The sequence below is a fragment of the Psychrobacter raelei genome, from assembly GCF_022631235.3.
Taxonomy (GTDB): Bacteria; Pseudomonadota; Gammaproteobacteria; order Pseudomonadales; family Moraxellaceae; genus Psychrobacter; species Psychrobacter raelei.
Map to the genome: position 1 here is coordinate 765,850 of NZ_CP093310.2, position 13,913 is coordinate 779,762.

Here is a 13,913-nt window from a genome sequence, read left to right on the forward strand (position 1 = left end):
CGAAGCAGGCCGGCTTAGGGCGGATATTGCCAAAGCTTATTATTCAGTGATTAAGTCTTTGATAACTTCAGCATAACGCGCTTGCTGGCGGGCGAGCGTTTGACGCTTGGCCACAATAATTGCTTTTAACTCAGACAAAGCGGCTTCAAATTGATCATTAATCACCACATAATCGAAGTGCACGTATTGCTGCATTTCAGTCACCGCACCAGCTAAGCGCTTTTCGATTACCTCTTGGGAGTCTTGACCACGTGAGGAGAGGCGCTGACGTAACGTGGCCTGGCTTGGTGGCAAAATAAAAATCATGGTCACATCCTCATACAGCTCTTTAACCTGTAACGCGCCTTGCCAGTCAATCTCTAAGATCACATCGACCCCAGACTCAAGCTGCTGGTTTACGCTTTGGCGTGACGTGCCATAATAATTATCAAAAACCTGCGCATGCTCCAAAAACTCACCGGCCTGAATGCCCTCGATAAACTTGGCTGTATCGGTAAAATGATAGTGCTGGCCATGGATTTCACCGGGACGCGGCTCGCGGGTGGTGTGTGAGACGCTGACAGCCAAATCATTGGTGGTGGCGATAAGCTGTTTAACTAAAGATGTCTTACCTGTGCCTGAAGCGGCTGTGATAATAAAAAGGGAGCCTTTCATAAAGTGATTCTCTATAGTGGATAAAGGAAGGTGCGCCAAAAAAGGAATATGAAAAATAGGTGTATATTACGAATAAATCAGCGCCAAGATGCCTTCTATTTTAGCGGATATGTTAAAGTAGTCACAAAATAGTTTGTCTAATGCATAGAAATAAGCCGATGGGCTTAGCTGCGTTTTTCACATTTTATTTCTTCGATTATCTATTGTGAAGGTCTGTTATGCAAATTTATCTTGCCAACCCTCGTGGGTTTTGTGCCGGTGTTGACCGTGCTATTGCTATTGTAAATGAAGCATTGGCACGCTTTGAGCCGCCCATTTATGTACGCCATGAAGTGGTGCATAACAAATTTGTGGTGTCTGATTTGGCCAATCGCGGCGCGGTGTTCGTAGAAGAATTACATGAAGTACCCGATGGCTCTATCGTTATCTTCTCAGCACATGGGGTGTCAAAAGCGGTAGAAGATGAGGCTGAGCGCCGAGATTTAACGGTATTTGATGCGACCTGTCCTTTGGTAACCAAAGTGCATATTGAGGTGGCCAAGTTCGCCCGTGAAAAAATGGATGCGGTGCTTATCGGTCACCAAGGTCACCCAGAAGTTGAGGGCACCATGGGCCGCTTTAGCGCGCAATATGGTGGCGAGATTCATCTGGTAGAAAATGAGGCAGATGTCGAAAAATTAGAAGTGAGTGATCCTGATCGTCTGGCTTTTGTGACTCAGACCACCTTGTCTATGGATGACACAGCAGTGGTCATTGATGCGCTGCGCAAAAAATTCCCTAACATTCAAGGGCCACGCAAAGATGACATCTGTTATGCCACTCAAAACCGTCAAGATGCAGTCAAAGACTTAGCTCAGCGCTGCGAAGTGGTATTGGTGGTGGGTTCTCCCAACTCCTCTAACTCAAACCGTCTACGCGAATTAGCGGAGCGTATGAACTGCAAAGCTTACTTAATTGATAATGCCGGTGAGATGAAAAAAGAGTGGTTTGCTGGGGTGGGCGCTGTGGGTGTCACCGCCGGTGCATCAGCGCCAGAGATTCTTATTCAAGAAGTGTTAAATCAGCTTCAACAATGGGGCGGAGATTTACCTGATGAGCTCAAAGGGATTGAAGAAAATGTAACCTTTAGCTTACCAAAAGAGCTGCGCATCCCCGTAAAAGAGGTGGGTTTATAAGCCCATTGGTTTAATAAATTAAGGATGATTTATGACGTCATATTATCAGTGCATCAGCCGTGAACAGCAACAAGACGGCAGCTGCACAGCGCATTACCAACCTACCATCCATGCGCAAGGGGCATGGAATGAGCACGAGCAGCACATGGCTCCAGCCACCGGTATTTTGGCGCATGAGCTTGAGATTTTTGCGCCTCAGCCGCATCTGCGTATTGCGCGCATAAGCCTTGATATCTTGGGTTTAATTCCCTTACAAGCGTTTAGTATTACCACTCGCAGCATCCGCCCAGGCAAAACCATCGAGCTTATTGAGGCGGTGATGAGTAGTGGGGGTCGTGATTGTATTATCGCCAGAGCTTGGCGGCTGCTTAGCCAAGATACCTCAAATATTGCCGGTCTTGAGGACCACGCACTGACAGCGTCACCAGAATCTTTACCCATTTGGCCAGGCATGAGTATTTGGCCAGGTGGGTTTATTGCCAGCACCACAGCGGTCTCAGATCCTGAGCGTCGTCCGGGCAAAGGTGTGGTCTGGTTGACCACCGCTTATGATATGGTCGAGGGCGAGGCCACAACCGACTTTGTGCGCTTAATGGGGCTGGTGGATACCGCCAATGGTGTGGTCCCTCGTAATGGCTTACAGCTTGCCGAAACCAAATTGGCTTTTCCCAATACTGACCTACAAATTCACATGCACCGCCTGCCTGAGGGCAAATGGTTGGGGATTGAGGCGGTGCAGCAATACGGTGCTGATGGCATTGGCTTAACCAGTGCAGTGTTGCATGATAAGCGGGGGCCTTTTGGTCGTAGTGAGCAGGTCTTGACCTTGCGGCCCATGGTATAGTTAGCCAAGCCTGCATGGCTCAAAATGAGTTAAGAGTGACGCACAACGCCGATTTATTAAAAGTCGGCGTTTTTTTATGACGCATAATCACAAACCTAGCTTGAAAAAACAGCACCGTGCCCCTATTAGTTAGGTAACCCAAACGCCAGGTCATAGCTTCAATAGAGGTATATGATAACGGGCGAGATAGCCAATAGGCATAAAAATAATTATGGACAATCCAAGAGGAACCCATGAGCGAAAATAAACACATGAGCGAAAATCAAAACGCCACTCAGCACGTTTTCGAAGCAGAAGTAGCACAGTTGCTGCATTTAGTGACTCACTCACTGTACTCAAACTCTGATATTTTTGTGCGTGAGTTGGTATCAAACGCATCCGATGCTTGTGACAAATTACGCTTTGAAGCCACCAGCGATGACAGTCTTTATGAAGATGATGGTGAGCTAAAAGTTCGCATCGATATTGATACCGAGGCTAAGACCATTACCTTTATCGACAATGGTATTGGTATGAATGAAGCGGACACAATTGAGAACTTGGGTACCATTGCCAAATCTGGTACTAAAGCATTCTTAGAGCAATTATCTGAATCACAAAAGCAAGATGGTCAATTAATTGGTCAATTTGGGGTTGGTTTTTACTCAGGCTTTATCGTTGCAGACACGATTACTGTTGAATCACGTAAAGCGGGTGAGCCTGCAGACCAAGGCGTACGCTGGGTATCTGACGGTACTGGTAAATTTACCACTGAGAGCATCACCAAAGACAGCCGCGGCACCTCTATCACGCTACATCTAAAAGATGAGTTCAGTGAAGGCGAAGACAACTATCTAGACCGCAACAAGCTAAAAGCTTTGGTCAATAAATACTCTGACCATATTAGCCTGCCAATTCAGATGCGTAAAGAGGTGTGGCAAGAAGAAGTCGCCGAGGAAGGTGAGGAGGGTGATACACCCACTGGCGGCGAAATGGTAGTGACCGACGAGTGGGAGACTATTAACAAGGCCAGCGCACTTTGGACCCGCTCAAGCTCTGAGATTGAAGACGAAGAGTATAACGAGTTTTATAAAAACATCAGCTACGACTTTGAAGATCCCTTAGCTTGGACACACAATCGAGTTGAAGGCCGCGTGCAATACACACAGCTGCTGTATATTCCTAAAAAAGCCCCATTTGATTTATATGCCCGTGAGCAGCAGCATGGTCTAAAGCTGTATGTAAAACGCGTATTTATTATGGATGACGCAGAGCAGCTGCTACCTATGTATCTGCGCTTCGTGAAAGGGGTAATTGACTCTCAAGACCTACCACTGAACGTTAGCCGTGAGATTTTGCAAGAGTCTCGTGATGTTAAGTCTATTCGAGATGGTAACGCGCGCCGTGTGTTGACACTATTAGCAAGCCTTGCAAACAGTGAAGATAGCGATAAGCAACAGAAGTTCAAACAGTTCTACAGTGAGTTTGGCGATGTGATCAAAGAAGGTCTTGGTGAAGATATGAGTAACCAAGAGCGTATTGCTAAGCTGCTGCGTTATGCCACAACCACCACAGACGGTTTAGAGACTGGCTTTGAAGACTACAAAGCCCGCATGAAAGAGGGCCAAAAAGCCATCTATTATCTAACCGCTGAGAATTTAGCTGCGGCCAAAAACAGCCCACAATTAGAGCTGTTTAAGAAAAAAGGCATCGAAGTTATCTTGATGACCAGCCGCGTTGATGAGTGGGCAATGAACTTCTTAACTCAGTTTGATGGCACGCCACTACAAAACATTGCCAAAGGCGCTGTGGACTTAGGTGACTTGCAAGATGAGGCAGAAAAAGAAGAAGTCAAAAAAGCCGAAGAGAGCTTAAAGCCTGTGGTAGATAAGCTAAAAACTGCGCTGGGCTCACGTGCCAAAGATGTGCGTGTGTCAAATCGCTTGGTCGATAGTCCAGCGATTTTAGTCACTCCAGAGGGAGAGCTGTCACCACAAATGATTCAGATGCTCAAACAAATGGGCCAAGAAGTGCCAGAGACTCAGCCTATCTTGGAGGTCAACCCCACCCATCCGCTGATTCAAAAGCTTGAATCAAGTGAGCAGTTTGATGACTTAGCGCAGGTTATCTTCGATCAGGCACTATTGGCGGAAGGGGGACAGTTAGAGGACCCATCGGCCTATCTAAAACGTATTAACGAGCTACTGCTTAAATAGCCTTAGAAAATAGCGTTAACCGTGTTGATAACAGTGTTTATAATGAAGAGGACTCAGTATAGCTGGGTCCTTTTTTTATGGAGAATGGGATGGCGGGGGTTAAATGACAATGCCAAATAGCATTAATGGGCCGAACAAGTCATAATATTACGATGAATAAGATTGTAAAGACTGGCTGATTTTAAATTTTGAGCGAAATTATGACAAAACCTATTACTCCAATAATCACCTCGTTGCTTGATAATGACTTGTACAAATTTACCATGCTACAAGCCATGCTACATCAGTTCCCACAAACCCATGGTGTGTACCGCTTTCGCTGCCGCAATTATCAAGACACCGCTTATCCGCTGGCGGATATTAAGCCGGCTCTAGAGGCTCAGCTTGATCACTTGTGTCAGCTAAGCTTTACCCAAGATGAGCTGGATTATCTGAGTGGCCTGCGCTTTATTAGAGCAGATTTTGTAGATTATCTGGAGCTATTTAAGCTAAAGCGTCGCCATATTCACGTGAGTATTGATGACAAGAACCGCTTAAATATCGATATCGAAGGCCCGATGATTCAGGCGATGTTCTTTGAAGTGTTCGTCTTGGCCATCGTCAATGAGCTGTATTATCAGCAGCTGACCACGCCTAAGATTATTGAAGAGGGAGAAAGACGTCTGCAGCAAAAAGTAGACTTGTTGCAACGTTACGCCGGCGAGCAAAGCCGCAGCATGCCGCCGTTTATCATCGCTGATTTTGGCACCCGTCGCCGTTTTAGCAAGGCCTGGCATACCCATGTGGTTGAAACCTTGCATAAAGCGGCACCGAGTATCGTACGCGGTACCTCTAATGTGTATTTGGCCAAAAAATTAAAAATCACGCCGATTGGCACCATGGCGCACGAATTTATGCAGGCTTTCCAAGCGCTTGATGTGCGTTTGCGTGACTCACAAAAAGCAGCACTTGAGGCGTGGGTGCATGAGTATCGAGGCGACTTAGGTATTGCTTTAACCGATGTGGTGGGGATGGATGCCTTTTTACGTGATTTTGATCTGTACTTTGCCAAATTGTTTGATGGACTGCGTCATGATAGTGGCGACCCTTATGTGTGGGGCGATAAGGCAATTAACCATTACCGCCAGCTTAAGATTGATCCTAAGACCAAAGTACTTACCTTCAGTGACGGCCTGGATATTAAAAAAGCATGGCAGCTGCATGAGTATTTTAAAGAGCGTATTCAGACAAGCTTTGGTATCGGTACCAATTTGACCAATGACATGGGACCCACCCAACTAAATATCGTATTAAAGCTGGTGGAATGTAATGGTCAGCCCGTGGCCAAGCTGTCTGATAGCCCAGGCAAAACCATGATCCACAATGACACCTACTTGGCCTATTTGCGTCAGGTATTTGATATAAAAGAAGAACAAGACCAATAAGCTATGCGCACCACTTTTAGCAAGCTTACGCGTTAAAGATAGGCACAAGCTTTAACACTTAACTTAGCGACAGGGCTCTTATGGGCCCTTTTTTTATGTCAAATAGCACTTTTATTATTTTAAAAGTTATACCAATTCTAAGAAATAAGGTACAATACAACCAACTCAACAACATAATAGAATCATATGCCGAAAAAGACCCCTAGAAATCATAAACTCACAGACCACGATTTTCTGCAATTGTCTAAAACAGAAGGCAATGCCAGAGCGCGAATCAGACTACTCATGCTGCATCAACTGAGTCAAGGTCATCCTATAGCGACCGTCGCAGAGAACTTTGGCTATAACCCTAGAAGCGTCTATACCATAAGAAGGAAATACTGGTTGCATGGTATCACTAGTGTCTATGACGCAGCTGGCAGAGGCAGAAAGAGTCTTTTAGCAGAAAAAGACATAGAACCATTCAAACAAGCGATAGTAGAAGCTCAGCAGCAAAGAGGTGGTGGTAGGCTCACGGCAAAAGACATCGCACAAATCGCCAAGGAGCAATTTAACGCCAACTATACCCCTAAAGCGATCTATCCTCTCATGAAACGTATTGGTATGAGCTGGATATCTGCGCGTAGTCAGCATCCTAAGGCAGATCCTAAAGTCATGGAGGCATATAAAAAAACTTCCTTGAGCAGGTAAAGCAAGTTCTACCTGATGGTGTTGATATCAAGCAAGTTGATATATGGTTTCAGGATGAAACACGTATTGGACAACAAGGTTCTATCACAAGGGTTTGGCACTATAAAGGACAAAGACCTCGAATAGTCAGGCAACAGCAGTTTGAATCGACTTATCTGTTTGGTGCCTTTAATCCGGCGACAGGTGAGAGTGTTGGACTTGTTCTACCTTATGTGAATAAGCAAGCCATGGGATTGCATATGGAGGAAATTAGTAAAGCTGTTCCTGAAGGTCGGCATGCCGTGGTGGTTATGGATGGGGCGCTATGGCACCAACCAAGCTTGGATAAAGATAATGTGACCATGCTTAAATTGCCTCCCTACTCACCTGAACTTAACCCTGCTGAACAGGTATGGCAGTACCTTAAACAGCATTGGTTATCTAATCGCTGTTTTGAGAGTTATGATGTGATTGTCGATGCGGCATGTGACGCTTGGAATGCATTGTGTAATGAGACTAACTTAATTAGGTCTATCACTCAGCGGGAGTGGTGCGATTTGAGTGTTATTTTTTAGAATTGGTATTATGAGTATAATGAGATTACTGGTTTCGTTTTACTAAACTATTGTTTAGCTTAACTGATGCTTAGCGCAGCCAGTATTATTAACAAGGACGTTAATAGCGATGGACTATCACAAGGATGAGACTATGTTTAGACAGTTATTAGAGCAGCGTTTTCCTAATGCAGGCTCACGCCATGCACCACTTCAGATGAGCCATGATATTGGCGCCACTGATACCCCGCTGATTGAATCTACCATTGGCGATTACTTTGACTCTGTGGCCAATCAGACGCCAGACAAAGAAGCCTTGGTATCTTGCCATCAACATATTCGGCTCACCTACCAGCAGCTGCAACAAAAATCGAATCAATTGGCCAGCAGCATGATAAGGATGGGATTGCAAAAAGGTGACCGCGTAGGCATCTGGTCGCACAACAATGCCGAATGGTTGCTAATGCAATTGGCCACGGCCAAAGCGGGCATCATTTTGGTGAATATCAATCCTGCCTACCGTATATCGGAGCTTGAGTACGCGCTAAATAAAGTGGATTGTAAAGCTTTGGTATTTATGCGTCATTTCAAGACCAGCGATTATGTGCAGATGGTGCAACAAATGGCACCGGAGATGTGTCATCAAAGCTATGAGTGCTTAGCGCTCAATACATTGCCCAATCTAAAGCGCTTAATTTGGATAGATGCCCCAAATAGCGATGAAAGCTTTGGATTTATGCAAAAATTCTCTGATTGGTTGGCTGAAGGCGATGCAGATGATCCCAAGCTTACCGAGCGTCAAAATCAGCTAAACGCCAATGACGCGATCAACATTCAGTTTACCAGTGGCACGACAGGTACGCCCAAAGGGGCCACACTGACCCACAGGAATCTGCTTAATAATGCCTATCATCTGGGCGAAACCTTGTGTTTAACCGCTGAAGATAAGCTGTGCTTGCCACTGCCGCTGTATCACTGCTTTGCGATGGTACTGGGTAATCTAACGATGTTATCGCATGGCGCCACCTTGGTGTATCCTAGCAGCAGCTTTGACCCATTAAGTGTGTTGCAGGCTATTAATGAGGAAAAATGTACCGTGCTGCATGCCGTGCCCAGTATGTTTTTAGCCATCTTAAATCATCCTGATTTTGCCCGCTTTGATTTAAGCAGCCTTCGTACTGGTGTATCTGGTGGGGCAAGCTGCCCACGAGAGCTTATGCAGCGTATTATCAAACAGATGCATATGAGTGAGTTGACCATTGCCTATGGTATGACCGAGACCAGTCCTAAAGCTACCCAGACCTTGCCAACCACGGAGTTTGAAAAGCGCATTGCTACTGTGGGGGTGGTGCAGCCGCATCTTGAGGTCAAAGTGGTGGATCCACTCAATGGCCAAACCTTGTCGATAGGAGAGGTGGGGGAGATTTTGACCAAAGGCTATGCGGTGATGCAAGGCTACTGGAATGACCCAGTGAAAACTGCCGAGGCCATAGTTGATGGCTGGATGCATACCGGAGATTTAGGCAGTATGGATGAGCACGGCTATATCACGGTGGTGGGACGCAGTAAGGATATGATTATTCGAGGTGGGGAAAATATTTATCCCATTGAAGTGGAGAACTTCTTATACCGTCATCCTAAGATTGCCGATGTGCAAATTGTGGGTGTTCCGGATGCTCATTATGGTGAGGTACTGGCGGCTTGGATTATTCCTAAAGCAGGCGAAACCCTCACTGAACAAGAAATACGAGATTTTTGTTATAACCAAATTGCTCACTTTAAGATTCCCACCTACATTCGGTTTGTTGAGCAGTACCCGATGACTGTCACCGGTAAAATTCAGAAGTTTAAAATTGTGAAGATGATGAAAGAAGAGTTGGATGTAGTGGCATAGGCCTAATTTTATGATTAATCTTTAATACGCAGTATATTCTCCTCGCTATTATAAAGCCCAGCCTGAATTTTCAGACTGGGCTTTGTATTTGGTTTCAACTAAGCGATATATGAATGATACATTTTCTATAAAACAATTCACCTTTGTCAAACGTGCTACTAATAAATGTGCTGCTAACTAAATAATACAGCGCACAAGCCGACGACAGCTAAAAGGCGCTGAACAATCAAACTGTTTTGAACGTGTGTGCTTAGGTATTTAGCAATAACATTACCTACCGAATAAAGAGCAATCATGCTGACAATCATACCGATAAAGAAACCAGGGGTTATACTGTTCGCAGGAACTTCTAGAGCATGTGCGGCGCCATGGAACATGGCTAAAGCACCAAAACCCATAATAGCTAAGTTATAGCTCTTATTAACGGAAGTACTAGAGCTCTCAGTTAAGACGGGATTAAAGTGACGGCTCATAAGCGCGGCAGTCAGCAGTATAATCGATAAAATGATACCTCCCTCAATATAGAGGTTATTTAAATTAAAACTCAAACTAAGTGCGAAGCCTGCTATTAAACCGATAGACAATGACACCAGTCCTTTTTTAAAGCGGTTCATTTGAGTGAATAGTACACCCATGCCCAACGCTAACATTAAATGATCAAGGCCAGTCAATGGATGCATTAAACCTGATAATACAGAAGATAAAAAAGATCCCTGTGAAGTTAAAATATCATGGCCAGGATGTGCGAAAGCCAGTGTCGGTAATAAAGTGAATAAGGTTATTAAACTAAAAGTTGCAGTTTTATTAGCGGTAGCAGGTAGTCTAATTAATGGTAATTTATTTATAGTCATTATAAATTCCTTAAAAATAGGAGGTAAGTGGTAGTGTTCAAAATTCTGTGTCATTCCCCTAAACTATGTAAAAAACAAGGAATGACACCATGCAAAACTTTGACTTTAACGAAGCCTTAAAAGGCATTCAAGCAGGTAAACCTATCACAGGCAGTGACGGGGTACTTGCCCCACTCATCAAACAGCTCACCGAAGCTGCCTTAAATGCCGAAATACAAAGCCACCTTGAACAAAGTTCTACAAGCAACCGTCGTAACGGTTACAGCAAAAAGACCGTCAAATCAGCGGCGGGCAGCTTCGAGCTTGAAACGCCACGAGATCGTAACGGTGAATATGAGCCTGTGTTGGTCAAGAAACATCAAACTAAACTCACCGCTGAGATCGATAGCCGCATCCTATCGCTATTTTCTCATGGCATGAGTTACCGTGACATACGCCACCACATTGCTGAGATATACCAACTTGAGGTCTCAGAGGCGACCATCAGTAGCATCACTGATGAGCTGATACCGCAGCTTAAAGCATGGCAATCTCGTCCACTCGACAGCGTTTATCCGTTTGTCTGGCTTGATGCGATTTACTACAAGGTCAAAGACGAAGGACGCTATGTCAGCAAAGCCATTTACACGCTATTAGCACTTAATACCGAAGGCAAAAAAGAACTCATTGGTCTGTATTGCTCTGAAAGCGAAGGGGCAAACTACTGGCTATCTGTGCTCACAGATTTACACAATCGTGGCGTACAAGATATTCTCATCGCTTGTGTGGATGGCCTAAAGGGTTTTCCTGAAGCCATCAATGCCATTTTCCCCAATACAGAAGTACAGCTGTGTGTGATTCACCAAATCCGTAATAGTATCCGTTATGTAGCTAGTCGTGATCAAAAAGCCTTTATGCGCGATTTAAAGCCTGTTTATAAGGCAGTTAATAAGGAGTCAGCTGAACTGGCTCTTGATGATTTAGAGGCTGTTTGGGGCGATCAGTATCCGGCGGTGATTAAGTCTTGGCGGGACAAGTGGCATTTACTATCTGCCTATTTTAAGTATCCTGAAGCAGTCAGAAAGCCTATTTATACCACCAATGCGGTGGAAGCGGTACATCGTCAGTTTCGTAAACTTACTAAAACCAAAGGCGCTTTCCCGAATGAAACCAGCTTGCTCAAATTGTTGTATGTTGGTATGTTAAATGCCAGTGCCAAGTGGACGATGCCGATTCGTAATTGGGGACAGACGATGATGCAGCTGTCTATCTATTTCCCTGGTCGATTAGATTCGGTGATGCGTCTTTAATTTAGTTGACACAGAGTTTTGAACGCCCTCGAGTAAGTCGATTTTTTCACTATCAGATTTCCTGATTATCCTGTTCGGTTATCCAATAGTGAGATATAAAAATATGAGTACGGCTACTAACAGCTTTATACAGTACCGAGCATGCCTTTGTCTTTAATAAAGGCAACAATTTCATCCAAGCCTTCACCCGTTTTCATGTTGCTAAAGACCACGGGCTTTTCGCCACGCATTTTTTTTGCATCACGAGCCATAACTTCCAGCGAGGCCCCTACTAAAGGCGCTAAATCTGTCTTATTGATAATAAGCAAGTCAGATTTCATAATACCTGGCCCACCTTTGCGTGGTATTTTATCGCCAGCCGAAACATCAATAACGTATAGGGTTAAATCAGAAAGCTCTGGACTAAAGGTGGCCGCTAAGTTATCACCACCTGATTCAATAATAATGAGTTCTAAGCCTGGAAACTGGCTTTGTAATTCAGCAATAGCAGACAGATTAATAGATGCATCTTCACGTATCGCTGTATGAGGACAGCCTCCCGTTTCGACCCCACGAATGCGTTCTGCAGGCATGGCATTATTGCGGGTCAAAAACTCTGAGTCTTCTTTGGTATAAATGTCATTGGTTACCACGGCCATATTTAACTCATCACGTAAACTTTGACAAAGTCTTAGCGTTAATGCTGTTTTGCCAGAGCCAACTGGTCCACCAATGCCAAGACGTAGTGGGGATAGTGCGGTAGGGTTTTGACTCTTTGAGTGTTGAGTTTTGGGAGTAAGTGCCATGAATAATTCCTTAATTTAATTTTAATAGGTGTTTTTTTAAAACAGCTAGTTTTAAGAGAGTTGTTTTTAAGATAACTATCTTTCGATATAGCGACGACTATGACCGAAATAATCGACTATATTGTCGTTCGTGCTGACTAGACAGCTTTGCCAAATAAGGCAAATTGGCTGACATATTCAGCTGTTTATAAAAAAAGCTTATAGAACGCTGATTTTTATTAAAACTACTGCATGGTTCTAGCTGCGGTGTCTGATTTAGATAAAACTGATAGACCTCACTGACCTGAGTCGCTATCGTATTGCTGTAATTTTCTAGTTGATTCTGCAATTGCCAAATAATGCGCTGTCCTACCATTTGTCCAAGAGGTACTGTTTTAACCGCAGCCAGTACCATGTTTTCAATTTGACCAAAAGCATAAGTGGTCATGGCTTGCTTTGGGCTAATCTGCCAATGAGCACAGATATTAGCAAAAAGTGGTAGGAACCCGTGTCTAAGTAGCTCGTCTGGTACATTTAAATCTAAAACTTCATCAAGCCAAGCAGAAAGAGAAATGGCTAACTGGGTAGACTCAAAGACAAACTCTTTACTCTCGCGGCTAGCGTGATAGTCAGCCGCCAGTGCTTGTGCTAAATGTTCATTATCATTAGTAAGTGCAGTAACCATCAGTGCCAAAGTTGGCAATTCATAACCTGTCAAAGCCAACTGCAGATAATCACTCATAAATTCCAAAGTACTGCTCTCGTCATAAATTAGTCCTGCTTCAATAGCAGGTTCAATGCCCTGAGAGTAAGTATAACTACCGATCGGTAGATTACTCGATGCGAGCATCAATAAACGACCCGTGACATCAATGGGTTGAGCAGGGCTATCTATAATAGTCTGACTCTCTTTAGGCTGATCGGCTGTTAAAGCCGCTGGCATGTTAGCAGTCGTCTCAGTCATGTGAGTGGCTATGTCCGGCATTATGGCTATGGTGATGTTCATGGTCATGTGCGTGTACATGAGGATGACTATGCTCAGTGCTATGATTATGTTCAATGCCATGACTATGACTGTGCGCATGCCCCCCTTTATAGGCACCCGTCTCAGGTTCGAAAGGTGCTTGAACCTGCCTTGTATGCAGTCCGAGATTTTGTAGCATTGATTCCAACACATGATCCGGTTCGAAGTACAAAGCGTCAGGAGTAATCATAAGTGGCACATGACGATTACCTAAGTGATAAGCACCTTTCATGAGGTTGAAACTATCCTCTGCAGTGACACAAATCAACGTCTGATCGGCAGCTATTACTTGGATTAGATCGCCTTGTTGATTGGATAATACGCTGCCACTTTTTAAGGTTTCTGTACGAGGTAAATCAATACCTAGCGACTGTTGACGTTCATTATTCGCCTTGAATCGACTACGCTGTCGAGTGTCAAAATCTAAACAAAGATAGTTTTTATCCTGTATTTGAGTTTCAAGACGTGCCATTTGTTCTTCTGTTAGGTCACTGGTACTAAGACGTTGGGTATATATTTTCATAATTATCTGTAGGTCGCTATATGGGTTGAGTCAATCAATATAACTTGTAGATC

At 44.3% G+C, this 13,913-nt stretch carries 13 protein-coding genes; 8 read left to right on the forward strand and 5 right to left on the reverse strand.

Translation table 11 applies throughout. The annotated features are described in order from the left end of the window. Positions 1-39: 39 nt before the first annotated feature. Positions 40-654 (reverse strand): guanylate kinase, encoded by a 615-nt coding sequence (gene gmk, locus MN210_RS03255; protein WP_011959859.1) that lies wholly within the window; start codon positions 652-654, stop codon positions 40-42. Positions 655-872: 218 nt separating this feature from the next. Between gmk and ispH the strand changes: the two genes are divergently transcribed. The 7 genes from ispH (at position 873) to MN210_RS03290 (ending at position 9,409) form a co-directional block, all read left to right on the forward strand. Next, positions 873-1,829, forward strand: a complete 957-nt coding sequence (gene ispH, locus MN210_RS03260) for a 4-hydroxy-3-methylbut-2-enyl diphosphate reductase (RefSeq protein ID WP_011959860.1) — start codon at positions 873-875, stop codon at positions 1,827-1,829. A 31-nt stretch (positions 1,830-1,860) separates the two neighbouring features. Beyond that, the gene (locus MN210_RS03265) at positions 1,861-2,673 is read left to right on the forward strand and encodes a thioesterase family protein (RefSeq protein ID WP_338412543.1); all 813 of its coding nucleotides are present in this window, start codon (positions 1,861-1,863) and stop codon (positions 2,671-2,673) included. 233 nt (positions 2,674-2,906) lie between these two features. Next, positions 2,907-4,868 carry a molecular chaperone HtpG gene (gene htpG, locus MN210_RS03270; protein ID WP_425605630.1) on the forward strand — a complete coding sequence of 654 codons (1,962 nt, stop codon included), beginning with the start codon at positions 2,907-2,909 and terminating at the stop codon, positions 4,866-4,868. Between the two features lie 200 nt (positions 4,869-5,068). Beyond that, positions 5,069-6,292 (forward strand): nicotinate phosphoribosyltransferase, encoded by a 1,224-nt coding sequence (gene pncB / locus MN210_RS03275; RefSeq protein WP_241879194.1) that lies wholly within the window; start codon positions 5,069-5,071, stop codon positions 6,290-6,292. Positions 6,293-6,478: 186 nt separating this feature from the next. Next, complete coding sequence (locus MN210_RS03280; RefSeq protein WP_241878649.1) at positions 6,479-6,982, forward strand: winged helix-turn-helix domain-containing protein; 504 nt, start codon at positions 6,479-6,481, stop codon at positions 6,980-6,982. Between the two features lie 41 nt (positions 6,983-7,023). Further along, entirely contained in the window at positions 7,024-7,536 is a 513-nt protein-coding gene (locus MN210_RS03285) for an IS630 family transposase (protein WP_303623974.1), read from the forward strand. Between the two features lie 133 nt (positions 7,537-7,669). Next, the gene (locus MN210_RS03290; protein WP_338412544.1) at positions 7,670-9,409 is read left to right on the forward strand and encodes an AMP-binding protein; all 1,740 of its coding nucleotides are present in this window, start codon (positions 7,670-7,672) and stop codon (positions 9,407-9,409) included. A gap of 173 nt (positions 9,410-9,582) precedes the next feature. Here MN210_RS03290 and MN210_RS03295 read toward each other — a convergent pair whose 3' ends face one another. Then, a complete protein-coding gene (locus tag MN210_RS03295) occupies positions 9,583-10,260 on the reverse strand; it encodes a HupE/UreJ family protein (RefSeq protein WP_338412545.1) in 678 nt (225 codons plus the stop codon). Positions 10,261-10,349: 89 nt separating this feature from the next. Between MN210_RS03295 and MN210_RS03300 the strand changes: the two genes are divergently transcribed. After that, a complete protein-coding gene (locus MN210_RS03300; protein ID WP_241879195.1) occupies positions 10,350-11,549 on the forward strand; it encodes an IS256 family transposase in 1,200 nt (399 codons plus the stop codon). Between the two features lie 125 nt (positions 11,550-11,674). Here the strand turns inward: MN210_RS03300 and ureG are convergent, their stop codons facing one another. The 3 genes from ureG to ureE all read right to left on the reverse strand — a co-directional run bounded on the left by ureG (position 11,675) and on the right by ureE (position 13,860). Then, complete coding sequence (gene ureG, locus MN210_RS03305; protein WP_110816188.1) at positions 11,675-12,334, reverse strand: urease accessory protein UreG; 660 nt, start codon at positions 12,332-12,334, stop codon at positions 11,675-11,677. Positions 12,335-12,431: 97 nt separating this feature from the next. Continuing rightward, positions 12,432-13,277: an urease accessory protein UreF gene (locus MN210_RS03310; protein ID WP_338412546.1), complete on the reverse strand. Its 846-nt coding sequence runs from the start codon at positions 13,275-13,277 to the stop codon at positions 12,432-12,434. Beyond that, a complete protein-coding gene (ureE, locus tag MN210_RS03315) occupies positions 13,270-13,860 on the reverse strand; it encodes an urease accessory protein UreE (protein WP_338412547.1) in 591 nt (196 codons plus the stop codon). The genes MN210_RS03310 and ureE overlap by 8 nt, the downstream gene beginning before the upstream one ends. Between the last annotated feature and the right edge of the window lie 53 nt (positions 13,861-13,913).

What these genes read in the sequence shown, in the direction of transcription:
- ispH (WP_011959860.1), top strand. Translation starts at nt 873, where the DNA reads ATGCAAATTTATCTTGCCAACCCTCGTGGGTTTTGTGCCGGTGTTGAC.
- MN210_RS03295 (WP_338412545.1), bottom strand. Translation starts at nt 10,260, where the DNA reads ATGACTATAAATAAATTACCATTAATTAGACTACCTGCTACCGCTAAT.
- MN210_RS03290 (WP_338412544.1), top strand. Translation starts at nt 7,670, where the DNA reads ATGTTTAGACAGTTATTAGAGCAGCGTTTTCCTAATGCAGGCTCACGC.
- htpG (WP_425605630.1), top strand. Translation starts at nt 2,907, where the DNA reads ATGAGCGAAAATAAACACATGAGCGAAAATCAAAACGCCACTCAGCAC.
- ureE (WP_338412547.1), bottom strand. Translation starts at nt 13,860, where the DNA reads ATGAAAATATATACCCAACGTCTTAGTACCAGTGACCTAACAGAAGAA.
- MN210_RS03310 (WP_338412546.1), bottom strand. Translation starts at nt 13,277, where the DNA reads ATGACTGAGACGACTGCTAACATGCCAGCGGCTTTAACAGCCGATCAG.
- MN210_RS03265 (WP_338412543.1), top strand. Translation starts at nt 1,861, where the DNA reads ATGACGTCATATTATCAGTGCATCAGCCGTGAACAGCAACAAGACGGC.
- MN210_RS03280 (WP_241878649.1), top strand. Translation starts at nt 6,479, where the DNA reads ATGCCGAAAAAGACCCCTAGAAATCATAAACTCACAGACCACGATTTT.
- MN210_RS03300 (WP_241879195.1), top strand. Translation starts at nt 10,350, where the DNA reads ATGCAAAACTTTGACTTTAACGAAGCCTTAAAAGGCATTCAAGCAGGT.
- ureG (WP_110816188.1), bottom strand. Translation starts at nt 12,334, where the DNA reads ATGGCACTTACTCCCAAAACTCAACACTCAAAGAGTCAAAACCCTACC.
- pncB (WP_241879194.1), top strand. Translation starts at nt 5,069, where the DNA reads ATGACAAAACCTATTACTCCAATAATCACCTCGTTGCTTGATAATGAC.
- gmk (WP_011959859.1), bottom strand. Translation starts at nt 654, where the DNA reads ATGAAAGGCTCCCTTTTTATTATCACAGCCGCTTCAGGCACAGGTAAG.